Genomic DNA, 22,669 nt, shown 5'->3' with positions numbered 1-22,669 from the left:
AAATATTTTTGTTATTTGACGAAGCAAAGAAATTTGGATCGAAAACCGAGCAGATGCTAAAGCAATTTAAAGTTTAAAGCTGGGCCACAATGATCTGCTCTATACCAAAGATTGGCGTGATAAGAAATAGGTGGACTAGCTAAACGGAATACGTCTCTGTAAGTCCACAGTTGAGGAATATGCGATAAAGGATAGAGATAAACGTCGATCTTTTTCTAATATACTCTGACGTCATATCCGAGCGCACGTAAGGCCTTACTTGTTCGGCCGTTACGTGGTGGAGCAACATCTGGACGAACCCAGCCTACCAACTCGGCCATAGTATTCAGCCCGTAGTGTGGCAATTGGAATTGTTTGTCTCGCGCAGCGATGTAAAGGCGTTCCCAAGTGTCGGCATCTTTCCCTCCGTACAAGACGAAATCGAGCAGTTCCAAAACGCCCCATCCTTTTTCGTTCCTTTGTTGAAGCAACCAACTGGCGTAGAGTGGGACCCGCTCGTCGCGGGTCATTGTTTTGATTCCCGGTTTGCCTAACGTCGCAAGACTCATCTTGATGACGTGATCCCGTGTAGCATGAGTTCGAATGCAAACGCCTGCCAACTCATCTTCATTTATTCTCTGAAGATTTTCTCGGGAAAGATGGCGCTTAATGAAGGGGGCATTAACGTACAGCATTTCATCTTCTTTTGACGGTGCTGAGGGCGTGTTTTTCCACCACTTTAATGCAGCATCGACAGCCGCCCTTGGATTTCGGTAGTTTCGACGAAAGAAGTCTTCGTACGGCTTCTCATTGCGTTCACCGACATGATTGTAGTAATACGCATGCAGAAACTGGTCGATCTGCCATCCTAACGGAACATCTTCTGTGATCCAGTTGGGGCGATGTTGTGCAAGTCTCTCACCGATTTGTGCGAGATGCGTTAGTGTCGCGTGCCATTCTCTCTTAAACTCTTCACGCCGTTTGTCAAATGCCTTGCGTTTTTCGAAGAAAACGGGACCTTCCCATACTGGAGTCTTTCTCATGTCTTTTCCTAAGTCCCAGGTTTTTCCACGCTTTGCCTCGATTGCTTTCATTTCCGTAATCAGAGCAGGACTTAGCGGAATGGCCACGTTCAAATTTCGGAGTTCGTCGAAAAATCCGTCAAGTTCGACATCCATCCCATTCGATTGCAAATCATCTTCGCTAAAAAAGATGCCAGCTTCAATATTGGTAAACCAAGCGCTGCTTGTAAGATTTGCAGAGCCTATGTAAGCGCCGTATCCCTTCCACCAAATTACTTTGCTATGTAAGCGGTCTGGGATGAACTTACAGAAGATGTTATCGCGTTCATGCCGCAGCAAGCGTTCTAGCAGGGGGACCGCGACCGGTACAGTGTGGTCGTAACGCATCCACAGATCGAGACGTAGTCGGTGCTTAATGCAATTGCCAATGAAGTCATCCTTTTCGTTCGTGGAGTTAGACCCATAGGCAATGGCAGCGAGCACTCCGTCAACATCGTCTTCTGGACCTGGAAGGACGTCGCCAAGGTGACAGCCGTTGAGAACGTTTGCGACGAATTTCATATGCTTCCCTTTGATACCGATATCGGGATTATCCCCCAATCTTCCGTGAGGAAAAGTACTGATTGGTCTAAGGTATAAGACTACCGCTCAATTCTTGCATAAGCTCAGTTATGATTGCCTCGGTTCTGAAGATCGCTATGCCAAGCCCCATGATAAATTTTGTTGGCCTTACGCAAGTAGGGGAAGATGGCTGATTAGGATTTAAAGGTCCAGCGTAGGGGCAGATTGCTGTCACCCAGGTAGAGTTCACTGTAACTTTGCGGTATATGCTTCCCCGACGAGCAAGTTACATCTACGGCGCGATAGCTTTTTCCGACTACTAGTTTGGGATGGTCTTCGTCGGTCTTCGGCGCTCGTCTGGTCCAGTTCTGGTCCTCATCAATCGGCTAATCGTGAACTACTGATGTCGGAGTTCGAGGTCCTAACACACTGAAATCAAAAGGAAAATTCTTTAGGTGCTCTCCCACGCACGAGTCGCGTTCCAAGGTCTCATAATCCGTTGGTGCCCGGTTCGACTCCGGGGAGGCTTACCAATTCATCCTGCGACCCGATCGCGCTCACCGGATCCCGCGTCCGGTCGTCGCCCAATACATCCCTCCCAGCAGGTGCGCCAAGTACTGCGGATCGCGATACGCCCGCACATCGTGCCCAAGCGTCGTCACGAACACGCGCGACTTCCCGACCTGGTGATACCAAGCCACCGGATGGTCTTTGCCCATGCCGTTCGCGACTTGCCCCTTCCAGATTTTGGTCGGGTCGTAGCTGGCCTCGTCCACCGCCAGTACGGTATTGATCTTCACGTTGTAGGGATTGGTCAGCTCATACCATTCGTCGCTCCAGATCCAGCGCTGGGGGACGCCGAAGGTGGCGGGGAAGTTCTTGTCGACGGTATCGATGACGGCCGTCTGCAGCATCGGATGAATCCGGAAGGAGCGCCCGACCAGCTTTTCATACCAGGGCCAGGCGCCGGGCGGATTGAAGATGACAGCGCGGTGCACAATCACGACGTTGCCGCCGCCATTTACGTACTCTTCAAAAGCCTTGCGCTGCTTCTCGTTGAACTCCTCGCCCGAAGAATTCATCAGCACGATCGCCGCATACTGTTTCAGCTCGCCCTCGAGGGCTTGCATCTGAGTGGCCCAGGTGACGTCGAAGTTATGCAGCTTGCCCATCTGTTCCAGGCTGTCGCGCGCCACCGGGATGTATTCGTAGTGGTATTTGTTGGGCCCTCCCAGCACCAGCAGCTTGAACTGCGGTTCCGCCCAGCTGGCGGAAATGAAGGCGAAGCATGCAAGCAATCCGACGACCAACCGTTTCATACGCTCCCTCGGTAAAGAACCCATCAACGAATGAACCAAGCATAACAGCAGACCGATGACAGAACAGGTAAACGAAAAAACCGGCCAGAAGGCCGGTTCTCATCAGCGAGGGCAGAAACTTAGAAAGTAAAGTCAGCCGCTTTCGACGAAGCCGTTGCCGGCTGCACCGCGATGTTGGCGCCCTTGGCGACCTTCAGCACGCCGACCAGGAAGGAGCCGGAATCGGTCACGACCTTGCCCAGCACCGGCAGCGAGTCCTTCACGGGGATGAGTTTCGGCAGGCTCAGCGGGTTTGCGCTGGCTTTCGCGATCAGCGACTGACCGGTCTTGGTCAGGTCGACCGCCTGCAGTCCGCCGATGCCGAAGTTCAGCAGTGCCTGGCCGATCATCTTCTTCTTGTCGCTGCTCAGCGAGCCGATGCGCTTTTCCATCTCGCCCGAATCCAGCAGGGTCTGTGCCGCCGCCTGCTCCGACTTGTAGAGTTCAGCAAACTTGGCTGCCTTCTCGGCCGGGTCGGTGATCTTCTTGATGTCGGCCAGCTTGGCGCGCTTGCCTTCGATTTCCTGGTCGCTCGCGAAAGCGGCATTGATGGCGGTGACCGACTGGCCGGCCAGCTCGCCCAGCGCTGCGCTTTTCGCGACGAAGGTACCGACGTCGGCACCGATATCGCCGCCGGAGGCGACAGGCGACTTGGCGCCGGCCAGCATCGAGCCCAGGCCGCCCAGTTGGGCATTGGCTGCGCCGGCTGCCATCAGGCAGGCGGCAACGACGATTGCTTTGCGAATCATATTCATGGTTTTCCCTAGTTTGAGTTCATCTTGTTGATCAGGTCTGCCTGCATGGACAGCCCGTTTTCTAGCCCTCTATATCCGTAGAAAGCATTCTTTTCCGACGACGGAAAGCCGCCGAAATCCGTGCGCAGCCCGGAGACAAAGGTCTTTTGTACCTGGCTATCCTTTTTCAGGTGCACCAGCATCCCGGTCTGTACCGTCACCTTGCAGCTCTGCGGGCCGTCGCACTGGGGCGCCGCCACCTCGCGGACCGTATAGCCGGGCTGGCTGCACACGTCCACCGATGGACGCTCGAGCTTGGTGTCGAACAGCCCAAGGCTCAGCAGCGAGTTGGCCTGTGCGTAGAATTTCGGATCGCCGACGTAGGAGGCAAACTTCTTCGACTGGTATTGCGCATGGCGCGCCAGCGGCGAGAAGTAGCCTACGTCGATCAGGTTGTCCTTGCCCACATAGACCGGTTCGTCGCAGTCGATCACCCGCGTGGCATTCGGCGGCACCTCGGTGTACAGGCGCAGCAGGTCGCCACTGCGCGGGCGCGGCAAGGCCGGGTTGACGGCAGCGTAGGGAAAGCCGACCAGCTCGCCGTCGGTGGCGGCACCGCCGGAGCCGCTGCCGGCTTCCAGGTCGAGCAGGGCAGGCTTGCCCCCCACCTTGGCGTCGAGCGGGTGCAGGATGTCGAAGGCGACCTTGCCGCCGGCCGGCATGCCGGACAGGCCGCTCACCCACACCTTCTCCTTGTCGACGCGCTCGATCTTGTAGTCGCGTGGCGCGAAACGCACGTTGGCCAGGAAGTTCTGCGCCAGTTTGGCGGTCGCATTCTTGAGCGACACTTCCTTGGCCTGTGCCAGGCCCAGGCCTTCGCCGTCGATGCGCTTGATACTGTAGTTGTCGTCGCCCAGCCCCGAATAAATGACGCGCCCGTGGCGATCGATCACCTGCGCCGTCACCAGCGTGCGGAACATCTCCTCGGTCTTGGTGCCGCCGGCGCCGGCCAGGGTTACGGACGGGCTGACCGTCGGCGTGAAGCGCAGGAAGTAGTCGGGCGCATCCTTGGGCGAGCCGGTCGCCTCGGCCATGCCGGCGATCTTCTGCCAGGTCACGCAGTTGGCCGAGCGGGTCAGGAGCTCCTTGGTCTGGGCGAAGTTCACGTCCACCGGCGCCATCTGGAAGGATGCCTTGAAGCCGATATCCTTCTCGAACAGCGCCGCCACCGAGCTGGCCCAGCTGTCGCTGCCATCCTGCGAGACGACCGGCATGATGCGCGGCTTGGTGCTGGCGTCGGCAGCGCTCTCGAAGATGAACTTGAGGCTGCTGCCGACCGACACACTGCCGGCCGCGGCCTTGATGACGGCGTAGCCGGTGTCCGCGTACAGCACGTCGAAGATCGCTTCCTTGCCCGCCGCGTCACGCGCCTCGACTTGTTCGCCCTTGACGAAACCGGCTTCCGCGCCGCGGTCGGTCACATAGAAGTCGCCGTCGCGCCCGACGATCTTGACGTTCACGTCCTTCGGATCGAAGGCCTGGCGCGCGCTGGCGACGAGGCTGGCGGCCTGGGTTTCCAGGTTGCGGATCAGGGTCTGGCGGATAACGGCGTCGGCAGCGCCCGACTCGTATTCCCTGCGGCCCAGGCTAAAGGGCGAATAGACCGTTTCGCTGATCGTGTAGACCACCTTGCCAAGGCTCGGGCGGACGAACTGCACGTTCAGGGTGATCGGGATCAGGACGTCGATGTTCTCGCCCTTCGGCACCTCGTAGACCGAGGCGCGGGTAATCCCGAGCATGACCGCATAGGTGTCGCCCACCGCGACGGAAGGCGAGGCCTTGCATTGCAGGTTATCGTCGTCGATGAATTTGTGCGTGCCGACCACCTTCACGTCGGCCACTTGGCGCGGATGCACCAGCGATTCGGGATAGGCAGCGTTCAGGCGCCCGACGAAGCCCTTGATCAGCTGGCGCTGGGCCTGCCGTCCGGCCTCGTCGTCGAAGAGCCTGGCCATGAGCTTCTGGTCAAGCAGCTTGTACTTGTCGCGCGCCTCCTTGGAGACGCCTTCGATTTCCTTGACGGGGAAGAGGTAGAACTGCGCACCGGATGCGCCGGCGCTCAGCGCCAGCGCACAGGCCGCAGCGATACCGCGGGCCACATGACGCATCAGATCTCCACCGGGCACTTGCCCTCAACGCAGAACACCATGCGGTTGCCGCGCTGCTCGAAGCGTGCGTTCTTGTAGACCGAGCCCTCGCCCTCGGCGATCTCGTCGATCAGGTCTTCCACCGTCTCGGAAAAATTACCTTTGGCGACGACGGTCCAGCGGCGCAGTCCTTCGGATGCGTTATCGTCGGCCTGTACTTCGACCACGCCTGCGGCGTCCTTGATTTTGGCCGAGAAGTCGCGGCGCAGCTTGGCCGGCACGCGCGAGTCGCTGTAGAGCGCCACCACGTAGGTGCGGCCACGGCTTGCCGCCACCTGCAGTTCGCGTTGCGCATTGGTGCCGACGTTGTCGGCCAAGGCCCGCGCCATCGCCTCGGACAGGTTGGCGCGGCAGTTCTGGTCGGACGAGCCCAACGCGCGCTTGACGATGGTGCCGGAGATGAAGCCCTCGCCGGTATCCACGTCGGACGAAGTCAGCATCAGCTGGCCGGCGCAGGAGACGTGGCCGCTCGAAGTCGTACCTTCCGAGTTCATCACGGCGGTGCCGTAGACCAGGTACTTGGCCTTGTAGTTGCCCTGGGCGGCCTTCTGCAGATACATGTCGAACTTCTGCTGGCGCGCGATTTCCGAGTTGGTCAGGCGGCGGCCGTTTTCAATACGGAAGTCTTTCTCGTCCGTGAACGAGAGGTTGTATTCGCGCACCACCTGCTGCAGCTTCTGGTTGATCATCGCAGCCGAATCGTCCGATGGCTTGGCGTTGTCGATACCCGGGAACACCTGGCGCACCTTGAGGTTCACCACGTCATTCTGCTTCTCGACGGCGTTCTGGCGGGTGGCAAAGCTCGAGGCGCTGGCGGACTTCGCGGCGCTCGCGCTGGACGAGGAGGCGCTCACTGCGGCCTGGGACGACGAACTTCCTGCCGCGGCCGACTTCTGGGAAGCGGCAAAGCTGGAGTCGCTCGAGCCTGCCACGCGGGTGTCACGGGCGCCGGCGACCTGGGTGCTGCGTGCGCCCGCGGCCGCGCCGCCGTAGCCATCCTGCAGGGCGGCCGAGCTGCGGTCCGAGCCCGAGAAGGATGCCTTGTCGGAACCCGCGAAGGCGGACTTGTCGCGCGCTGCAACGGCCGACTGGGAACTTGCGGCGAAGGCCGACTTCTCGGACGAGGCCGCGGCGAAGCTGGACTTCTGGGCGCTGGCCGAGCTGCTCGATGCGCTCTTCGCGCCGGAGCTGGTCGCGGTGTAGTCGGACATCGAGCTCTTGTCGTGCGAGTAGTCGATCTCCGTCACCAGGGGCTGCGACGGGTCAAGCTTGGTGCCGACGCCGTAGTATTCGTCGATCAGGAACAGCACTTTCGCACTGGCCGACGACGCGGTCGAGGTGATGCCGAGTACGCGGGCCATGTCCATGAACTGGGCGGCATCCACTTCGAGCGCGGTCTTTGCGGTCAGTACGTCGCCTTCGGCATTGAAGCTGGTCTTCATGTTGTCGGCGAGCTGCTTGCGCAGGTCCACCAGCCCGTCACGCACCTTGGCGCTGGACGGGTCGGCGCCGAGCCTCAGCTTGAGCAGGCGCAGGACAGCGTCGTTCTCGGCCTGCTCGCGTGCCACGCGGCGCGCTTTGATCAGGTCGCCGTTGTTCGCCTTGACGCTCACTTCGATCGAGCCGTTGGCGGAAAGTGGCTCCGCATGTGCCATGCTGAGCCCGAGCGCGAACAGCGCCGATGCGATAAGGGTTTTCTTCATGTTGTGTCCTGCGAGAAGGTGGGATGTGGGCGAATCAGTCCGGCAGCTTGACCGAGACGTCGCCGGCGCTGGCTTCCACGCCCTTGGCGCCGACGCTGGCGCTGGCGCTGGCGGCAGGCGCCGCGGGCGCTGCTGCAGCCTGGGCCTGCACGCCATCGGCGGTTGCCGTCACCGCTTCCGGAGCGGCCGGTGCTTCTGGTGCGGCAGGACTGTCGATCGCGCTGGCCGGGGCGGGCTCGGCCTTCTTGTCGCAAGCGGAGAGGAGGGGAATAGCGAAGCACAGTGCGAGGACTGTGGCATTGAAGGTTTTGGACATGGCAGCTGAACTGTTATGGTTTTTAGAGCGTTCAAGTTACAGGACTGCAATATTTCTGTAAAGAACCAACCATAATTTATTTGCTACGCATACGGCCTGCCAGGCACCACAGCATGAACTTCGCAAAGTAGAGCACGACAAGCGTTCCGCCAAGGTCGCCCGCCGCCATCGCGACAAAGCTGGCGCCCAGGTTTTCCTTTTGCTCGTAGAGCGCGAACCACAGGTGGTGCAGGAAAGGACTCGCCAGCGAGAACATGAGCGACAGGATGAGCAGGCGCTTCGGTGTCAGGTTCTGCAGCGAAGGCTGCAAGCCGGAAAAGTGCTGCATCGCGCGGTACACCAGGTAGGGGCTGGCGCTGGCCAGGATCCCGCCCGCGAAGGAGCGCACCGGATCGTTCGGAAAGAACTCGACCACGCACACGATCCAGGAAATGAACAGCAGCCCGATGGCGCCGGCTTCGGCGAAGAGCAGGATGGCCAGCAGACGCACGCCGGCCGGCAGGTAGATCCAGGCAATCCCGGGAGCAAACTCGAGCGCCGCAAACAGCAGCTGGTTGACCTTCAGTACCGCAAAAAACAGCAGCATGGTCACCGCAACCATGGCAGTATGCAACTTGAATTGGTTCATTGTGAACAGCGCTACAGTAAAATGGCCAATCCAGCCGCGACGAGGGACCCGAGCATAGCTTATCTGTTCACCAACTTGCAACTGCCTGAGATGAAGCCAACCCGCCCAGCCGACATCTATCTACGCTTCCTGCAGCTCACCGAAGCACTGCGTGGCCTGCCTGCGCTGCCGGAACTCGATCCCCTCGAAGAACGCATCCTGGCCCTGGTGGCGCGGGCGCGCCAGGAGAACGAGCGCCTGTCGGTGCGCGACATGATGGCCAAGGACCAGCTGGGTTCTCCGGCTACCGTGCACAACCGCCTGAAATCGATGCGCGAGAAGGGCTGGATCGTGCTCACCGATACCGAAGACAGCCGCCGCAAGCAGGTCGACCTGACCCAGGCGGCCTTGCAGCACTTCGACAGGCTGTCGCAGTGCATGCTCAACGCCACCGGCGCCAAGGGCTGATTCCGGCGTAACAGCGCAGGGCCCGTCTAGCTGGTGGCGACGGCGCGCGCCAGCCCCTTCATGTTCTCGACCGTCTCGATCACATCGCGCACGCGGAAGGGTTTGATCAGGATGCGGCTGACCCCGCAGGAGCGCAGCACCTGGATCAGCTCGGCATTGGCGGATTCCACCAGCACCGCGATCGGGATCGTGGCCGGGCACGCGCCCTTGCCGGAGCGGATCTGCTGGATCAGGGTGAGCCCGCGCAAGGCATCGCTCGGCTCCGGCCATTCGAGCGCGATGACCAGGCCGTCGAAGCGGCGCAGCTCGCACATCTGGTGCGCGGTCGGATAGGTGGCCGTTTCCGTGACGTCGGCCGCGCCGAGGTCGCGCAGGGTGAGGGACACCGTGCGGCGCAGCAGGTTCGCCGGTTCGACCAGCAGCAGGTTGAAGGCCCCCGGCTTATGCATCGGTCTCCACCCCCGGCGAAGCCAGTTCGAGCATCGCCAGTTCGCGCAAGCTCTTCAGGATCGACAGTTCGACCGCGTCGAGCGTGCGCGGGCGGGTGTCGATCAGGCAAAGGGTGCCGATCACGAGGTCGTCCTTGCCCAGCGGCGCGCCGGCGTAGAAGCGGATGTGCGGCGCGCCCGTCACCAGCGGATTGTCGTGGAAGCGCGGGTCGAGCAGGGCGTCCGGCACCAGCAGGATGTCGTTGCTGTGCAGCGCATGCGCGCAGAAGGAAATGTCGCGCGAGGTTTCGCAGGCTTCCAGCCCGACGCGCGCCTTGAACCACTGGCGCTCGCTGTCGACCAGGCTGATCAGGCAAATGGGGACGTCGAACTCGCTCGCGGCAAACGCCACGATCTTGTCGAGCCGCTCCTCGGGCGGCGTGTCGAGCAGCAGCATGTCATACAGCAGCGCGAGGCGCTCCTGCTCGTTGTCGGGAATCGGCGGCTTGATCATGAGGGCATTCGGTGGCTGCTGCAAACACCGAACGATAGCCGATTTTTACGCCTGCGGCCAAGCCTCACGCAGCGGGAAGGCGCCCCGCCTCAGCCAGCCGCGCTCGATGCTGAATTTCCACCAGCGTTCGGCGGCGGGATCGGGAGAAGCATCGCCGTGCCAGTCGACTTCGGCCATGCCTTGCAGCTGCAGGATGTCGCCGCTGTCGAAATCAATCATCACGAGCGCGGCGCGCGGCTCCAGCAGCAGGTTGCCCAGGGTGTTGAAGTAGCGGTTCCCCGCGTAGTCGGGCACGTGCAGGACATGGCCTTGCAGGCGCAGGAAACCGGCTTCGCCGCCGCGGTGCGAGATGTCCAGGCCGCGCGCCGCGCCTTCCCCGGTGGCGCCGCTCGAGGTGGCCACGAACATGGTCTCGCATGCGGCGACCAGGCGTGCGGCATCCGATGGCAGTTGCGCACCGAAGGCCTCGCTTGGTCCGGCCTGGCGCTGCACGCGCTCGAGCCGGCGCACGTGGATGTAGCGCGGGCAGTTGCCGAAGGACTGGTGCACGTCGACCAGCAGGCCGCCGCCGTCGACCTGCGCGACGACGCCGTTCTCGCGGTTGCGGCGGCGCGTGCCCAGGTCGATGCCAAGCAGGCCGACGTCGGCACCTGCGTGCAGGCAGGCATGGGCCGGGTCGGCGGCATCCGGCAGGGCGGCGATGCGCAGCTGGCCGGGTTCGGGCGAGCTCGCGAAGCCGGGTTCGCCATGCAGCAGCGTGGCCAGCGGCCAGCCTTCGCCGTCCGCCAGCGCCACGCACACGAAAGGCAGCAGGGCAAAGAACTGGCGGTGCTGGTCCGGCATCTGCGAGCGGATCGGCGCACCGGGCGGCCCGCCGCCGGCCAGCTGCTGGGCGCGCAGTTCGCCGGCGTGGAAGGGTTGCGGGATGCGGTAGTCGTTCATGCTCAGTTCTCCGGCATCGGCACGAAATGCGGCAGCGCCTGGACGCGTGCGATCCAGGCACGCAGCTGCGGATAGGGCGCCAGCGACACGCCGCCTTCCGGCGCGTGCGCGACATAGGAATAGCAGGCGAGGTCGGCCAGCGTCGGCGCCGGTCCCGCCAGGAAGTCCTGCCGCGCCAAGTGCGCTTCCATGAAGCCCAGCACCTTGCCGGCCAGCTTGTGCATGAGCTCCTGGGGCATGCCGGTATCGCCCCAGCGCGCCGTCACCCGCGCTCTGGCCGGACCGAAGGCAATCTCGCCGGCCGCCAGCGACAGCCAGCGCTGCACCTGGGCCGCTCCGACCGGATCCTCCGGCAGCCAGCCGCTGCCGGGTGCATAGCGTTTCGCCAGGTAGACCAGGATCGCATTTCTGTCCGCCAGCACCAGCTCGCCGTCCTGCAGGACAGGGATCTGGCCGAGCGGATTGATGGCTCGGAACGCTTCGCTCTGGCGCACCGAAGCCGGCGCGTCGATGAAGCGGTAGGGCAGCTGCAGCATGTGCAGCAGCAGCTGGACGCGGTGGGTGTGGCCGGACAGGGCAGTGCCGTGGAGGGTAATGGCAGTCGTGGTCATGGGTGAGCCCAGGTGATTGAAGGTGGAGTCATGCTATCCACGGCAGCGTCGTTGCGGAATGGGGTATAATCGCAATTCACTCTTTCGAACTTTGCAAGAATCATGGACCGTCTGGACGAACTGCAGGTCTTCCTGGCCATCCTGGACGCGGGCAGCATGTCGGCCGCCGCGCAGAAGCTGCGCCGTTCGCCTTCGGCCATCACCCGCAGCCTCGCCACCCTGGAAGAGCGCGTCGGCCTGCGCCTGTTCGAGCGCAGCACGCGCCGCCTGACGGCGATCGGCGAGGGACTGCGCCTGGCCGAGCAGGCGCGGCGCCTGCTGGCGGACTACGAGGGGGCGATCAGCGAGCACGACGCGGCGGTACCGCGCGGCCTGCTGCGCGTGACGGCGCCGATGGTGTTCGGCCGCCGTCACATGGCGCCGGTCGTCACCCGCTTCCTGATGCGCTATCCCGAAATCCAGGTCGAGCTGGTCCTGGGCGACCGCAACATGGACCTGATCGAGAACGGTATCGATGTCGCGCTGCGCATCGGGCCGCTCGACAGCTCCGGCCTGGTGGCGCGCCGGGTGGGCGAGGTGCGGCGCATGACGGTGGCCAGTCCGGCCTACCTGGCGCAGCACGGCGAGCCGGCCACGCCGGAGGACCTGGGACGGCACGAACTGATCCTCGGCACCGCGGTGCGGGGCCTGGCGGAGTGGCGCTACCGCACGGGCGAGCGCGAGCACATCGTGCGCTTCACGCCGCGCCTGCGGCTGAACGACATCGAGGGTGTCCTGAACGCGGCGCGCGCGGGCTTCGGCATTGCGCAGGCGCTGTCCTACCAGGCGGCGCCCGACCTGCAGGCGGGCAGCCTGGTGCGCCTGTTAAGTGCCTACGAACCGGAGGCGCTTCCCGTGCACCTGGTCTTCCCAAGTGCGCGGCACATGGCGCCGCGGGTGCGGGCCTTCGTCGATTTCGCGGTGGAAGAGCTGGGGCAGCTGCCGCTGATTCGCCAGCCTTAGCGATGCTCCGTCACGCCCACCTGCCGGCACATGTCGAGCACGGGGCAGGTCGAACACTTGGGCTTCGTCCCGGTGCAGATGTGCTTGCCGAACGGGACCAGCAGCCGGTTGATGGTGATCCAGTGCTGTTGCGGCAGCGTGGCTTCCAGCGCCAGTAGTGTCTTCTCGGGCGTCGCTGCCTTCACATAGCCCCAGCGCCCGGTCACCCGGTGCACGTGGATGTCGACGCTGATGACGGGCGTCCCGCAGGCCACACCCAGCACCAGGTGGGCGCACTTCGGCCCGACGCCGGCAAACGACAGCAGCACCTCACGCTCGCCCGGCAGGGTTTCGCCGAAGCGCTCGACCACCTCGCGCGCGATCGCCAGCATCTGCTGCGCCTTGCGCTCGTGGAAGGTCGAAGGGCTGATCAGGGCATCCAGTTCTTCCCAGCCGAGCCCCGCGATGGCGGAGGGCGTGCGCGCCTGCGCGAACAGCCGGCGCGACACCGGCAGCGTCACTTCGTCGTAGGTGCGGATCGAGATGATGCAGGCCAGCAGCTGCTCGAAGGTCGACGTGAAACCTTCTTCGGCCAGCTGGAACAGGGCCGCCTTGGGCCAGGGCTGCACGGCCGCTTCGATGCGCTCGAGCGCGAGGTCGATGTCGAAGGGCCGCTTGTCCATGCTATGCGTCGTCGCCGCCGCCCGACCGGCGGCTCCTGAGCCAGTCGCTCCCGCCCGCCTTCAGGGCCTTGGCGATAACTTCCGGCGGCAGGCTGTAGACGGTGGCCCAGGTGGCGCGGCCGTCGGCGCTGTTCGAGGGGAAGCTTTCGGTCTCGATCGGCCAGTGGTACTTGCGCTTGAGCGCGCGCACGATGGCGGCGAGGGTGATGCGGCCGCGTAGCGGTTCGGCGCCCAGCTGGTCTTCGTTCGACAGCAGCACCGCGAGCACGGCGCCGCGCGCGGTCTGGGGTCCGGGAAAAATGGGGGTCTTCTTGGGCATGGGGCGATTGTAGCCGGGCTCGCTTTACTGCAGCGCATGCAGGCTGCCGTCCTTCCCGAGCTCGTACCTGGCCAGGTCGCGCGCGAGGAACAGCGTGCCGGTATAGTGCTCGCGCGCCTCGCGTTCGATGTCGTTCAATGTCAGCGCGCCTTCGCGGTCCTGGTAGCGCGGGCTGAAGTGGGTCAGGATCAGGTTCGGCAGCGCCGCCTCTTGCGCCATGCGCGCCACCATCGCGGCCGAACTGTGCTGCGGGCCGGGGCCGACCTTGTGCAGGACCGCTTCGGTATAGGTTGCCTCGTGCACCAGCAGGTCGGCACCAATCGCTTCCCTCGCCAGGAGCTCGGGGCTGTCGTTGTCGCCCGCGATGATCACCTTGCGCGAGCGGCGCGGCGGCAGCAGGAACTGCTCCGCCACCACGACGCGCCCGTCCGCCAGCACCACGTTGCGGCCCTGCTGGATCTCGCCCCAGGCTGGTCCCGCCGGGATGGCGCCCGCCTTCAGCTTGCCGATGTCGAGTTTGCGCTCGACCGCGGCCTCGGTGAAGCTGTAGGCCCAGCAATCGATGCGGTGCGACAGGCGCGTGGCGTGCACGCGCAGGTCAGGAAGGATGTCGGTGTGCGCCAGGTCCTCGATCGCCACCCAGTCGATCGGGTAGGGGAGCGTGAGCTGGGTCGCTTCCATGATGCATTCCATCATGCCGCGCAGCGGCGCCGGGCCGACGATGGCCATCGGCGCCGTGCGATTCAGCATGCCGGCGCTAGCCAGCAGGCCGGGCAGGCCGTAGCAGTGGTCGCCATGCAGGTGGGTGATGAAGATGGCGCGCAGGCTCATCGGCGACATGCTGGTGCGCAGCAGGCGATGTTGCGTGCCTTCGGCGCAGTCGACCAGCGACCAGTGCTTTGCGCCGTGCGTGCGCAGGGCGATCGCCGTCATGTTGCGCGACCGGGTGGGTGTGCCGGAGGAGGTTCCGAGGAATTGGATTTCCATAAGTAAGGACATTATCCGGAATCGCGCCAATGCGGCGTCAGCTTGCTTGCGGCGTGCAAACGTCATGAACCTTGATCGGTCTCAAAGCGTTTTCGCAACCACGGGAACCGCGTGCACTCCTAGGTGCTTGCGCTGTCTGAATTGGCAGGACGGCCGCCATGGTGCGGCTGCCTTCTGACCATGCAAAGGAGATGTCATGCGCAGCATTTATCCGCTCGTCGCGGCAGCATGCCTGCTGGCCGCACCCCTTGCCTCGGCCGCCCAGTGCGGTCCGGGAGGCAAGGTGAACGTCACCGCGCAACGGGCCACCGTCGCCGGCCCGAACGGCTTCATCGCCACCGGCGCCCAGCTTGCCAGCGAAGTCGAGGGCAGCTATGCGCTGTCGAATGGCCGCCGGCTCGAGCTGATCGACCTCGACCAGCAGGTGTATGCCGATTTCGGCAAATGGAGCCGGGTGCGGCTGGACGAAGTCGGCCCGCACCGGTTCGCCTCGCGCGAGGGCGATGTCCAGATGACCTGGCTGCCGGGCGAGCGCACCGATACCATTGTGCTCAGCTATCCGGCCGACAGCCGCGGACGGTTCAAGCGCGGCTGTTCCTGAGGCAGCCTAGCCTCGCCCCGGGCGCTCCAGCCGCAGCGTCGGCAGGTAGCGCCACAGGTAGATGCTCACGCCCGCGCCGGTGAGCAGCAGCACGCCGACCAGCAGCGGGCGGTCCGACTCGAGCAGGCGGCCTATCGCCAGCAGCAATGACGTCCACAACATGGCCGTGGCCACGATTTTCGCCTTCAGCGGAATGCCGCGGCCGGCCTCGAAGTTGCGCAGGTATTCGCCGAATACGCGGTGCGACAGCAGCCAGCCGTGCAGGCGCTCCGAGCCGCGCGCGAAGCACCACGACGCCAGCAGCAGGAAGGGCGTGGTCGGCAGCAGCGGCAGGAAGATGCCGAGGATGCCCAGCAACAGCGCCAGCACCCCCGCCGCGTTATAGAAGGGTTTCATGCTCGCACTCTAGCATGCAGCTCCTGGCCGGGAATAGCGTTGCTTTGCGGCATCAAATCCATCAAATTTAAGCCAACAATAAGTTCCACAAGGAAACGACAGGTATAATCGACTCCATCACGACGGGCGCGATCGAGAACTTATAGCAGGCGCAAGCAAGACGCCCGGCTTCGCCTCCTTCGCCATTGTTCCGCTGCCGCAGTCCGTCGTCCATGCCTTCGCTTACTCCCTCCGCCAAGCCCCCATCCCGCGTACGCCTGGGCGATTTCTTCCGGCCCCGTGTACTGCGCGACCTGGCCATCTACCTGGCCTTGATGCTGCCCATCGTCTGGGGCCTGGTGGCGGTCGAGCAGTCGCGCTTCGCCAGCCTGGCCCAGGCCGGCAGCAAGCGCGACCTGCGCAACTATGCCCGCGTCTTCACCGAGGAAGTGCGCGCCACCGTCGGCATCGTCGACCTGTCGCTGATCCAGCTGCGCAGCATCTGGCAGAACGACCGCGCCGACTTTCCCAAGGCCGTCGGCGAACATGCGCGCCACCTGCGCCAGCGGGTGCCGCTGATGGTCACCGTGTTCGACGCGCAGGGCAGGGTGGCCTACACCAATGCCGCCCCCTCGCATGGCGGGCGCGACATGCAGCAGGCCATCAGCTACCAGGCCCACCTCGGAATCAGCGATGACCGCATCTACGTGAGCCGGCCGGTGATCTGTCCGCTCACGCACGCCTGGGCGGTGCAGTTCAGCCGCTCGGTCCGCGACGCCCAAGGCCGCCTGCAGGCCGTGGTCATGGCCACCGTCGCGCCGGATTACTTCGTGCGCTTCTACGACGACATCGACCTCGGTCCCAACGCCTCGGTGTCGCTGATGCGCACCGACGGCACGGTCATCGCGCGCAGCACCCGCGGCAGCATCAACCACGGCACTGGCCAGGTGCTGAAGGACAATCCGCATGCGTCGCACAGCCCGGTGACAGGGAGCTTCCGCCGCGTCGGCCAGATCGACGGCATCGAGCGCTTCTACACCTGGCACAAGCTACCCGAATACGGCATGGTGGTGACGGTCGGTGAAGCGGTGCAGGATGCCGAGGCCCGCTTCACCCAGCAGCGCGCGGTGCTGACCTGGGTCGGCGCCGCCGTCTCGCTCGTCCTGACCCTGCTGGGTTGGGCCGCCCTGGGCGCCACCGACCGCCGGCGCCGGGCGCTGAAGGCGCTGGCTGCGGCCGAGGCGCGCTGGAAGCTGGCGCTGAGCGCCACCGGCGACGGCGTGTGGGACTGCGACGTGGTGACGGGCCTGGCCACCCTGTCGGCGCGCGCCCGCAAGATCCTGGACACCGAGCGCTCGGTGATCTCCTGGTACGGCAGCGCGCTCGACGCCATTGTCCATCCCGACGACCTGCCGGAGCTGCGTGCGCAACTGCGCGGCCACCTGGCGGGCAAGACGGAGGACTTCGCGGCCGAGTTCCGGGTACGCCTGCGCAATGGTGACTGGAGCTGGACCGACGCGCGCGGCACCGTCAGCGAGCGCGACGAACTGGGCATGCCGATGCGCATGGTCGGCACCTTCTCCAACATCGACGCCCGCAAGCACGAGGAAGCGCGCATGCGCCGCCTGGCGCACGAAGACGCGCTGACCGGGCTGCCCAACCGCGTGCTGCTGGGCGACCGCCTGCGCCAGGCCATCCGCACCGCCATCCGCGACGGCCACAAGGTGGCGGTGATCTATTTCGACCTCGACCAGTTCAAGCCGGTCAACGATACCCACGGCCACGCCGTCGGCGACCGCCTGCTGCAGCTGGTGGCGCGGCGCCTGCGCGCCGGCCTGCGCGAAGCCGACACGCTGGCGCGCGTGGGCGGCGACGAATTCGTCGTGCTGCTGCCGCGCTGCGACAGCCTGGCCGATGCATCCACCGTGGCCGAAAACATCCTGTACCAGCTAAACCAGCCCTTCGAGGACGGCGAACTGGTGCTGCGCATCTCGGGCAGCCTGGGCATCGCCCTGTTCCCCGACGACGGCATGGACGCCGAAGCCCTGCTGCACGCGGCCGACCTGGCGATGTACGACGCCAAGGCGCACGGGCGCAACCGCGTGACGGCGGCCCACCAAACCTGAATCAACGGCTGCTTTCTCCCGTAGGGTGGGCGGGTCTCCCGCCCACGCGGTCAACGCACGTTTGATCCCTCACACGGCTTACGTCCGGCTCTACCGTACCATGCGCCGATGTCCCGCTATCGCCGCGCCACTACTGGCACTTCGTACTTTTTCACGGTCGTCAGTTACAAGCGCCGGCCCATCTTGTGCGATCAGCTGGTACGGGTTGCCTTACGCTCCGCGATCGAACGGGTCCGTGTCCGTCTGCCATTCGAGATCGACGCCATGGTCCTGATGCCCGACCACTTGCATTGCATCTGGACGCTACCAGACGGAGACACGAATTTCTCGACACGCTGGTCTCAGATCAAGCATGCCGTGTCCTACGCATGCCGCGATGCATACGAGTTAAGCCTTTCCACATCACGCCGGCAAAAGCGTGAAGCTCCCATCTGGCAGCGGCGCTTCTGGGAACATCGGATCCGGGACGAAATCGACATGGAGCGCCACGTCGATTACATCCACTTCAATCCGGTGAAGCATGGCTTGGTGGGTGCAGTGTCGGAATGGCCGTATTCGACGTTTGCACGGTATGTGCGAGACGGAATCTATGCAGTGGATTGGGGAGGCAATCCATGCTGCGAAGGGATGCATTTGGAATAAGGGCGCGGCGGGAATCGTTCGGTCGACCGCGTGGGCGGGAGACCCGCCCACCCTACGGAAATGCAATCCTGTCAAGTCACGTGGCGCGGCAGGTAGATCGTCACCGTCGTTCCCTTGCCGGGTTCGCTCGCGAGGCGGATGTCGCCGCCGCTCTGGCGTGCGAAGCCATGCGCCATCGACAGGCCCAGGCCCGTGCCCTTGCCCTCGGGCTTGGTGGTGAAGAAGGGCTCGAAGGCGCGCTCCATCACGTCCTGCGGCATGCCGTGGCCGCTGTCGGCGACCGCCACCGTGACGTAGTCGCCCGGCGCCAGGTCGGGGTCTTCGCCGATGTGCACATTGTCCAGGGCCAGCACGATGCGGCCGTTGCCTTCCATCGCGTCGCGCGCATTGATGACCAGGTTGAGCAGCACGTTTTCCAGCTGGTTCGGGTCGACCAGGGTGGCCCACAGGCCGGGCGGGACGCGCTTTTCCAGCGTGATGTGGTCGCCCGCGGCGCGCTGCACCAGGCTGTCCATGCGTTCCAGCAGCGCGTCCACGTGCACTTCCTGCGGGTGCAGCGGCTGGCGCCGCGCGAAGGCCAGCAGCTGGCCCGCGAGCTTCGCGCCGCGCTCGACCGCGTCGAGGATGCTGAGCAGGCGCTTGCGGTTGGTGTTGTCGGCGCGCAGCATCAGCTGCACGTTGGCGCTGATGATGTGCAGGATGTTGTTGAAGTCGTGCGCCACGCCGCCGGTCAGCTTGCCCACCGCTTCCAGCTTCTGGGCGCGAGCCAGCGCCCGGCGCGCCTCGACCAGGCCTTGCTGGCGCTGCTGCTCGCGCGCTTCCGCTTCCTTGCGCTGGCGGATGTCGCGCACGAAGGCGGTGGCGCCGAAACCGCCTTCCACCACCAGCTGCGCCACGGTCACCTCGGCCGGGATACGCTGTCCCTCGTGGTCGACGACCAGCAGTTCGGTCGGCGCGCCCAGCATCGCGCAGCTGCCGCCGCGCGCGAACACCGCGAAGCCGGCGCGGAAGGCGGCGCGCCGTTCTTCCGGCAGCAGTTCCTCTGCGTTGCGCCCGATCGCCTGCGCCGCGCTCCAGCCGAACAGGCGGCTGGCCTGGGTATTCCAGCCGGTGATGCAGCCCTGCGCATCGAGCGTGACGAATGCGTCCGGCGCGTTCTCGAGGATCACCTGGATGCGCTTCTGCTCACTGGCGATGCGGTCGTGCGACTGGCGCAGCTCGAGCGTCATGTCCTGCGCCAGCTGCAGCGCGCGGCGGCGCTCGCTGGCCAGCAGCCAGACAACCAGGCTCAGCAGGACGCTGAGGCCGATGCCGGTCGCCGCGATCAGGAGCGGACGCGTGGTGTCGAGGCTGGCCTCGAGGGCGGCGCTGGAGCGCATCGTGATGGTCCAGGTGCGCCCGCCCGGGATGATCTGGGCGCTGGTGCGCAGCCGCGCGCGGTCGCTCGGACCATTCCAGGTGTTCGGGGAGCGGTACAGCAAGCTGGCGCCGTCGACCGGCTCGCCGTCGTGGATCTCGACCTCGAGGTCGAGCGAATGGGCGCCGCCCAGTCCCCGCATCAGGTCGTTGATCCGGAACGGGGCATAGACCCAGCCGACGATCGCGCTGCGCCTTTGCTCGACGGTGCCGGCCAGCTCGCCGGCGCGGTACACCGGCAGGTACATCAGGGCCCCGGCCTGCTGCCGGCCCGGACCCTCGTGCGAGAGGCCTTCCTGTACCAGCACCACCTTGCCGCTCAGGGCCGCCTGGCCGCTGTCGCGCGCGCGTTCCATCGCAGCGCGGCGCACCGGTTCGCTGAACATGTCGTAGCCGAAGGCGCGCAGGTTGCGCCCGCCGAAAGGTTCGATGTGGGTGATTGCCGTGTACAGCTCGCGCGGGCCGGGCGGGTGCAGCGTGTAGTCGGGATGGCCGCGGCGCCGCATGAGGGCTTCGTGCCTGGCCACCTCGCTTGGGGGCACGATGCTGGCGATGCCGAGCGCTTCCATGCCGGGGAAGGACTGGTCCAGGCGCAGCACGCGATAGTATTCTTCCCAGTCGCGCCGCTCGAGCTCGACCGAGCCGCGCAGGTAGCCGCGCGCGCCGCGCAGCACCTGTTCGTAGATCGCCATGCGCCGGCTGATGCTGTACACCATGTCGCGCGTGCGGTAGTCGAAGGTCTCGAGCAGCTGGCTTTCGGCGCTGCGTTTGGCGCTGCTCCAGGCGGTAAAGGTCACCACCAGGGTCGCCAGCAGCACCAGCATCGCCAGCAGCAGCGGCATCTGTCCGGAATCGGGCAGGGGCAGGCGGCTGGACGGGCGGGCGGGCTGGGACTGCGGCATCGGGTAAGTCGCGCGGAGCGCCGGAAGGCTGGTTGATCGGAAACGCGCGGAAGAAGGTAGGATACGCATCCTTGCTGTGCTGGGGCGCACGCCACCATGCGCGTCTGACAACAGCATTATCGCTTAAAATTTATTTCATGCAACATTCCCACGCTTTCCCACTGGTCCTGCGCCGCCACTGGCCGCTGGCGGCCCTGAGCGGCGCCATCCTGCTGGTCCTGCTGTGGGGCATGCTTGCGCCGCTGCGGGGCGCCAGCCACGAGCTGCTATTGGAAATCCGGGGATCGGAAACGCCCGCCACGGTGCGCCTGACCCTGGGCGTGCAGGATGTGCTGCTGCTGCGCAACGCGACGCGCGCGCCTCTCGTGTTCGGGCCGGTGCAGCTGGCGCCGGGCGGCGAGTTCAGGCTGCCGGTGGAAGCGGCGGGCGAGCAGGCGATTCCCTGTCCGCTGCTGCCGGGCGGGGTGCTGCGGCTGCGCGTGGTGCCGATGCCGGATCCGGGAATGGAGCGGCTGCGCTGGCGGCTCGGGAATTTCTCGCATGCGATCCGGACGCTGCCGCTGCAGGGGCCGGAGTAGGGTGGGCGGGGTAATTTCGGGCAATGCCCGGAATTACGAACGCCCACGCGGTGATACGAAACGGCTTCGCTTTCGTGCCGGATGATCTTGCTGTCAACCATCACCGCGTGGGCGGAATCCGCCCACCCTACGGGCGCTGCGGTAGCCCAATCGTGCTCCCGTTTCGCCCTCGATTCTGTCATGATGGGCATCATGTCCACGATAACCATGCCCTTGTTCCCGCTCAGTACGGTGTTGTTTCCGGACGGGGTACTGCCGCTGCAGGTGTTCGAGGTCCGCTACCTCGACATGATCAGCCGCTGCCTCACGGACGATACGCCGTTCGGGGTGGTGCTGCTCACGCAGGGACATGAGGTGCGCCAGCCGGATGGCGAGCCGGAGCGCTTCGCCGCAGCCGGCACCATCGCTTCCGTCACCGAAACCACCACCACCTCGCCCGGCCTGCTGCAGGTGCTGTGCCGCGGCGGCTCGCGCTTTTCGGTGGTGACCGCCGAACAGCGCCTGAACGGACTGTGGATGGCCGAGGCCGAACTGGTCGAGGACGACCACGAGGTGCGCGTCCCGTCCGAACTGCAGGGCGCCTCCGACGCCCTGGACCGCGTGCTGTCCTCGCTGCACGACGTACCGCGCCACCGCTGGCCGGTGCAGCCGCCGTTCCGTCTCGACGACTGCGGCTGGGTGGCGAACCGCTGGTGCGAACTGCTGCCCTTGCCCAACCAGCAGAAGCACCATATGCTCATGCTCGACAATCCCGTGATCCGGCTGGAACTGCTGCACGATGTCCTGGACGAACACGGCCTGATCACTTCCTGAGACCTCATCAAGTGCTGGCATGAAATTCTCGGACGACCTCCTGATTGCGTATATCAACGGTGAGCTGGCCGAGCCGGCGCGCGCAGCGGTCGAGCGGGCCATGCGCGCCGATCCGGTGCTGGCCGCGCGCATCGCCCAGCACCGGCGAGAAGGCGCCGGACGCGACAGCCGCTCACACATCTTCAGCGTCTCGGCCAATGGCCACGACGGCGGCAGCCGCCACCGCCAGGCGCCGGTACCCACCGGCAAGGTGGTCCACCTCGACGCCATCCGTCCCGGACGCACGGCCCCGCCGCCACCGCCGCCTGCGAAAGCCGAGGCAGGCTGGACCCCGCGCCACTGGCTGGCGCTGGGCGCCGCCCTGGTGCTTGGCGCCGTCGGCGGCGCGCTCGGCTGGCAGCAGCTGCAGCCCGAGCCGGGCATCGTGATGCTCGAAGCCAGCGATGGTGCCCTGGTGGCGCGCGGGCGCCTGGTGGAGGCCCTCGGTGGCCAGCTGGCCAGTCCCGGTCCATCCGAGACCGGGGTGCGCATCGGCGTCACCTTCGTGTCGAAGGATGGCAGCTATTGCCGCAGCTTCGTGGTCGACACGACGGCCGGCCTGGCCTGCCGCGGCGGCGGGCGCTGGACGGTTCCCGTGCTGGCCCAGCCGCAAGCGGGCACCGCCTGGCTCGACGGCGCCACCCTGCCGCCGTCAGTGCAGGCCGCGATCGACGCCCGCATCGTCGGCACCACCCTCGACCCGGCAGCCGAACGGGCGGCCCAGCAGCGCGGCTGGACACCCTGAATCGCATGATGC

24 protein-coding genes are annotated in these 22,669 nt (G+C 64.9%); 8 read left to right on the top strand and 16 right to left on the bottom strand.

The genetic code is table 11. From position 1 onward, the window contains the following. Positions 1 to 215: 215 nt before the first annotated feature. From LK539_RS04445 to LK539_RS04415, 7 genes are all read right to left on the bottom strand, one after another. Entirely contained in the window at positions 216 to 1,562 is a 1,347-nt protein-coding gene (locus tag LK539_RS04445) for a phospholipase D family protein (protein ID WP_227799691.1), read from the bottom strand. A 557-nt stretch (positions 1,563 to 2,119) separates the two neighbouring features. Further along, a complete protein-coding gene (locus LK539_RS04440; RefSeq protein ID WP_227799690.1) occupies positions 2,120 to 2,881 on the bottom strand; it encodes a ThuA domain-containing protein in 762 nt (253 codons plus the stop codon). 119 nt (positions 2,882 to 3,000) lie between these two features. Further along, complete coding sequence (locus tag LK539_RS04435) at positions 3,001 to 3,675, bottom strand: hypothetical protein (protein ID WP_227799689.1); 675 nt, start codon at positions 3,673 to 3,675, stop codon at positions 3,001 to 3,003. 8 nt (positions 3,676 to 3,683) lie between these two features. After that, positions 3,684 to 5,822 (bottom strand): hypothetical protein, encoded by a 2,139-nt coding sequence (locus LK539_RS04430; protein WP_227799688.1) that lies wholly within the window; start codon positions 5,820 to 5,822, stop codon positions 3,684 to 3,686. After that, on the bottom strand, positions 5,822 to 7,564 hold the full coding sequence (locus LK539_RS04425) for a hypothetical protein (RefSeq protein WP_227799687.1): 1,743 nt from the start codon (positions 7,562 to 7,564) through the stop codon (positions 5,822 to 5,824). Before LK539_RS04425 ends, LK539_RS04430 begins: the two co-directional genes overlap by 1 nt. Before the next feature lie 34 nt (positions 7,565 to 7,598). Continuing rightward, a complete protein-coding gene (locus tag LK539_RS04420) occupies positions 7,599 to 7,880 on the bottom strand; it encodes a hypothetical protein (RefSeq protein ID WP_227799686.1) in 282 nt (93 codons plus the stop codon). Positions 7,881 to 7,956: 76 nt separating this feature from the next. After that, the gene (locus LK539_RS04415) at positions 7,957 to 8,481 is read right to left on the bottom strand and encodes a hypothetical protein (RefSeq protein ID WP_227799685.1); all 525 of its coding nucleotides are present in this window, start codon (positions 8,479 to 8,481) and stop codon (positions 7,957 to 7,959) included. A 117-nt stretch (positions 8,482 to 8,598) separates the two neighbouring features. On the opposite strand from LK539_RS04415, the gene LK539_RS04410 reads away from it, so the two are divergent. Further along, positions 8,599 to 8,955, top strand: coding sequence for a winged helix-turn-helix domain-containing protein (locus tag LK539_RS04410; protein ID WP_227799684.1), 357 nt, complete (start codon positions 8,599 to 8,601; stop codon positions 8,953 to 8,955). A 26-nt stretch (positions 8,956 to 8,981) separates the two neighbouring features. Here the strand turns inward: LK539_RS04410 and LK539_RS04405 are convergent, their stop codons facing one another. Genes LK539_RS04405 through LK539_RS04390 form a run of 4 tightly spaced genes read right to left on the bottom strand, consistent with a single transcriptional unit; the run spans position 8,982 to position 11,450 of the window. Continuing rightward, positions 8,982 to 9,404: a response regulator gene (locus LK539_RS04405; protein WP_227799683.1), complete on the bottom strand. Its 423-nt coding sequence runs from the start codon at positions 9,402 to 9,404 to the stop codon at positions 8,982 to 8,984. Next, positions 9,397 to 9,897 carry a GAF domain-containing protein gene (locus tag LK539_RS04400; RefSeq protein WP_227799682.1) on the bottom strand — a complete coding sequence of 167 codons (501 nt, stop codon included), beginning with the start codon at positions 9,895 to 9,897 and terminating at the stop codon, positions 9,397 to 9,399. Before LK539_RS04400 ends, LK539_RS04405 begins: the two co-directional genes overlap by 8 nt. A gap of 45 nt (positions 9,898 to 9,942) precedes the next feature. Next, positions 9,943 to 10,839, bottom strand: coding sequence for a pyridoxamine 5'-phosphate oxidase family protein (locus LK539_RS04395; protein ID WP_227799681.1), 897 nt, complete (start codon positions 10,837 to 10,839; stop codon positions 9,943 to 9,945). Between the two features lie 2 nt (positions 10,840 to 10,841). Next, positions 10,842 to 11,450, bottom strand: coding sequence for a glutathione S-transferase family protein (locus LK539_RS04390; protein ID WP_227799680.1), 609 nt, complete (start codon positions 11,448 to 11,450; stop codon positions 10,842 to 10,844). 102 nt (positions 11,451 to 11,552) lie between these two features. Between LK539_RS04390 and LK539_RS04385 the strand changes: the two genes are divergently transcribed. Further along, on the top strand, positions 11,553 to 12,452 hold the full coding sequence (locus LK539_RS04385; RefSeq protein WP_227799679.1) for a LysR family transcriptional regulator: 900 nt from the start codon (positions 11,553 to 11,555) through the stop codon (positions 12,450 to 12,452). Here LK539_RS04385 and nth read toward each other — a convergent pair. From nth to LK539_RS04370, 3 genes are read right to left on the bottom strand one after another with little or no spacing between them, the layout of a single operon-like run. Then, the gene (nth, locus tag LK539_RS04380) at positions 12,449 to 13,114 is read right to left on the bottom strand and encodes an endonuclease III (protein WP_227799678.1); all 666 of its coding nucleotides are present in this window, start codon (positions 13,112 to 13,114) and stop codon (positions 12,449 to 12,451) included. The genes LK539_RS04385 and nth overlap by 4 nt on opposite strands. A 1-nt stretch (position 13,115) precedes the next feature. Then, complete coding sequence (locus LK539_RS04375) at positions 13,116 to 13,433, bottom strand: hypothetical protein (RefSeq protein WP_227799677.1); 318 nt, start codon at positions 13,431 to 13,433, stop codon at positions 13,116 to 13,118. A gap of 24 nt (positions 13,434 to 13,457) precedes the next feature. After that, complete coding sequence (locus tag LK539_RS04370) at positions 13,458 to 14,420, bottom strand: MBL fold metallo-hydrolase (protein WP_227799676.1); 963 nt, start codon at positions 14,418 to 14,420, stop codon at positions 13,458 to 13,460. 196 nt (positions 14,421 to 14,616) lie between these two features. On the opposite strand from LK539_RS04370, the gene LK539_RS04365 reads away from it, so the two are divergent. Further along, entirely contained in the window at positions 14,617 to 15,021 is a 405-nt protein-coding gene (locus tag LK539_RS04365) for a hypothetical protein (RefSeq protein ID WP_227799675.1), read from the top strand. A 6-nt stretch (positions 15,022 to 15,027) separates the two neighbouring features. On the opposite strand, the gene LK539_RS04360 is transcribed toward LK539_RS04365, so the two are convergent. Then, positions 15,028 to 15,417, bottom strand: coding sequence for a YbaN family protein (locus tag LK539_RS04360; RefSeq protein WP_227799674.1), 390 nt, complete (start codon positions 15,415 to 15,417; stop codon positions 15,028 to 15,030). 212 nt (positions 15,418 to 15,629) lie between these two features. Between LK539_RS04360 and LK539_RS04355 the strand changes: the two genes are divergently transcribed. Together LK539_RS04355 and LK539_RS04350 are read left to right on the top strand one after the other, a co-directional pair. Continuing rightward, on the top strand, positions 15,630 to 17,522 hold the full coding sequence (locus LK539_RS04355) for a diguanylate cyclase domain-containing protein (RefSeq protein ID WP_227799673.1): 1,893 nt from the start codon (positions 15,630 to 15,632) through the stop codon (positions 17,520 to 17,522). A gap of 108 nt (positions 17,523 to 17,630) precedes the next feature. Further along, complete coding sequence (locus LK539_RS04350) at positions 17,631 to 18,164, top strand: transposase (RefSeq protein WP_227799672.1); 534 nt, start codon at positions 17,631 to 17,633, stop codon at positions 18,162 to 18,164. A gap of 71 nt (positions 18,165 to 18,235) precedes the next feature. Here LK539_RS04350 and LK539_RS04345 read toward each other — a convergent pair whose 3' ends face one another. Then, positions 18,236 to 20,482, bottom strand: a complete 2,247-nt coding sequence (locus tag LK539_RS04345) for a CHASE domain-containing protein (RefSeq protein WP_227799671.1) — start codon at positions 20,480 to 20,482, stop codon at positions 18,236 to 18,238. Positions 20,483 to 20,619: 137 nt separating this feature from the next. Between LK539_RS04345 and LK539_RS04340 the strand changes: the two genes are divergently transcribed. The 3 genes from LK539_RS04340 (at position 20,620) to LK539_RS04330 (ending at position 22,657) form a co-directional block, all read left to right on the top strand. Continuing rightward, on the top strand, positions 20,620 to 21,060 hold the full coding sequence (locus tag LK539_RS04340; RefSeq protein WP_227799670.1) for a hypothetical protein: 441 nt from the start codon (positions 20,620 to 20,622) through the stop codon (positions 21,058 to 21,060). Between the two features lie 192 nt (positions 21,061 to 21,252). Further along, the gene (locus LK539_RS04335; RefSeq protein WP_227799669.1) at positions 21,253 to 21,873 is read left to right on the top strand and encodes an LON peptidase substrate-binding domain-containing protein; all 621 of its coding nucleotides are present in this window, start codon (positions 21,253 to 21,255) and stop codon (positions 21,871 to 21,873) included. A 19-nt stretch (positions 21,874 to 21,892) separates the two neighbouring features. Beyond that, positions 21,893 to 22,657 (top strand): hypothetical protein, encoded by a 765-nt coding sequence (locus tag LK539_RS04330; protein ID WP_227799668.1) that lies wholly within the window; start codon positions 21,893 to 21,895, stop codon positions 22,655 to 22,657. The last annotated feature ends 12 nt before the right edge of the window (positions 22,658 to 22,669 follow it).

The organism is Massilia sp. IC2-476 (assembly GCF_020707295.1).
In the GTDB taxonomy this organism is placed as follows: Bacteria; Pseudomonadota; Gammaproteobacteria; order Burkholderiales; family Burkholderiaceae_D; genus Telluria.
The sequence above is the reverse complement of the archived record's forward strand: the minus strand, read 5'-3'. Positions and strand labels throughout refer to the sequence as shown.

Bases quoted from the DNA above. Each gene is read 5' to 3' on its own strand.
- LK539_RS04445 (WP_227799691.1), bottom strand. From the start codon at position 1,562: ATGAAATTCGTCGCAAACGTTCTCAACGGCTGTCACCTTGGCGACGTC.
- LK539_RS04440 (WP_227799690.1), bottom strand. From the start codon at position 2,881: ATGAAACGGTTGGTCGTCGGATTGCTTGCATGCTTCGCCTTCATTTCC.
- LK539_RS04435 (WP_227799689.1), bottom strand. From the start codon at position 3,675: ATGAATATGATTCGCAAAGCAATCGTCGTTGCCGCCTGCCTGATGGCA.
- LK539_RS04430 (WP_227799688.1), bottom strand. From the start codon at position 5,822: ATGCGTCATGTGGCCCGCGGTATCGCTGCGGCCTGTGCGCTGGCGCTG.
- LK539_RS04425 (WP_227799687.1), bottom strand. From the start codon at position 7,564: ATGAAGAAAACCCTTATCGCATCGGCGCTGTTCGCGCTCGGGCTCAGC.
- LK539_RS04420 (WP_227799686.1), bottom strand. From the start codon at position 7,880: ATGTCCAAAACCTTCAATGCCACAGTCCTCGCACTGTGCTTCGCTATT.
- LK539_RS04415 (WP_227799685.1), bottom strand. From the start codon at position 8,481: ATGGTTGCGGTGACCATGCTGCTGTTTTTTGCGGTACTGAAGGTCAAC.
- LK539_RS04410 (WP_227799684.1), top strand. From the start codon at position 8,599: ATGAAGCCAACCCGCCCAGCCGACATCTATCTACGCTTCCTGCAGCTC.
- LK539_RS04405 (WP_227799683.1), bottom strand. From the start codon at position 9,404: ATGCATAAGCCGGGGGCCTTCAACCTGCTGCTGGTCGAACCGGCGAAC.
- LK539_RS04400 (WP_227799682.1), bottom strand. From the start codon at position 9,897: ATGATCAAGCCGCCGATTCCCGACAACGAGCAGGAGCGCCTCGCGCTG.
- LK539_RS04395 (WP_227799681.1), bottom strand. From the start codon at position 10,839: ATGAACGACTACCGCATCCCGCAACCCTTCCACGCCGGCGAACTGCGC.
- LK539_RS04390 (WP_227799680.1), bottom strand. From the start codon at position 11,450: ATGACCACGACTGCCATTACCCTCCACGGCACTGCCCTGTCCGGCCAC.
- LK539_RS04385 (WP_227799679.1), top strand. From the start codon at position 11,553: ATGGACCGTCTGGACGAACTGCAGGTCTTCCTGGCCATCCTGGACGCG.
- nth (WP_227799678.1), bottom strand. From the start codon at position 13,114: ATGGACAAGCGGCCCTTCGACATCGACCTCGCGCTCGAGCGCATCGAA.
- LK539_RS04375 (WP_227799677.1), bottom strand. From the start codon at position 13,433: ATGCCCAAGAAGACCCCCATTTTTCCCGGACCCCAGACCGCGCGCGGC.
- LK539_RS04370 (WP_227799676.1), bottom strand. From the start codon at position 14,420: ATGGAAATCCAATTCCTCGGAACCTCCTCCGGCACACCCACCCGGTCG.
- LK539_RS04365 (WP_227799675.1), top strand. From the start codon at position 14,617: ATGCGCAGCATTTATCCGCTCGTCGCGGCAGCATGCCTGCTGGCCGCA.
- LK539_RS04360 (WP_227799674.1), bottom strand. From the start codon at position 15,417: ATGAAACCCTTCTATAACGCGGCGGGGGTGCTGGCGCTGTTGCTGGGC.
- LK539_RS04355 (WP_227799673.1), top strand. From the start codon at position 15,630: ATGCCTTCGCTTACTCCCTCCGCCAAGCCCCCATCCCGCGTACGCCTG.
- LK539_RS04350 (WP_227799672.1), top strand. From the start codon at position 17,631: ATGTCCCGCTATCGCCGCGCCACTACTGGCACTTCGTACTTTTTCACG.
- LK539_RS04345 (WP_227799671.1), bottom strand. From the start codon at position 20,482: ATGCCGCAGTCCCAGCCCGCCCGCCCGTCCAGCCGCCTGCCCCTGCCC.
- LK539_RS04340 (WP_227799670.1), top strand. From the start codon at position 20,620: ATGCAACATTCCCACGCTTTCCCACTGGTCCTGCGCCGCCACTGGCCG.
- LK539_RS04335 (WP_227799669.1), top strand. From the start codon at position 21,253: ATGTCCACGATAACCATGCCCTTGTTCCCGCTCAGTACGGTGTTGTTT.
- LK539_RS04330 (WP_227799668.1), top strand. From the start codon at position 21,893: ATGAAATTCTCGGACGACCTCCTGATTGCGTATATCAACGGTGAGCTG.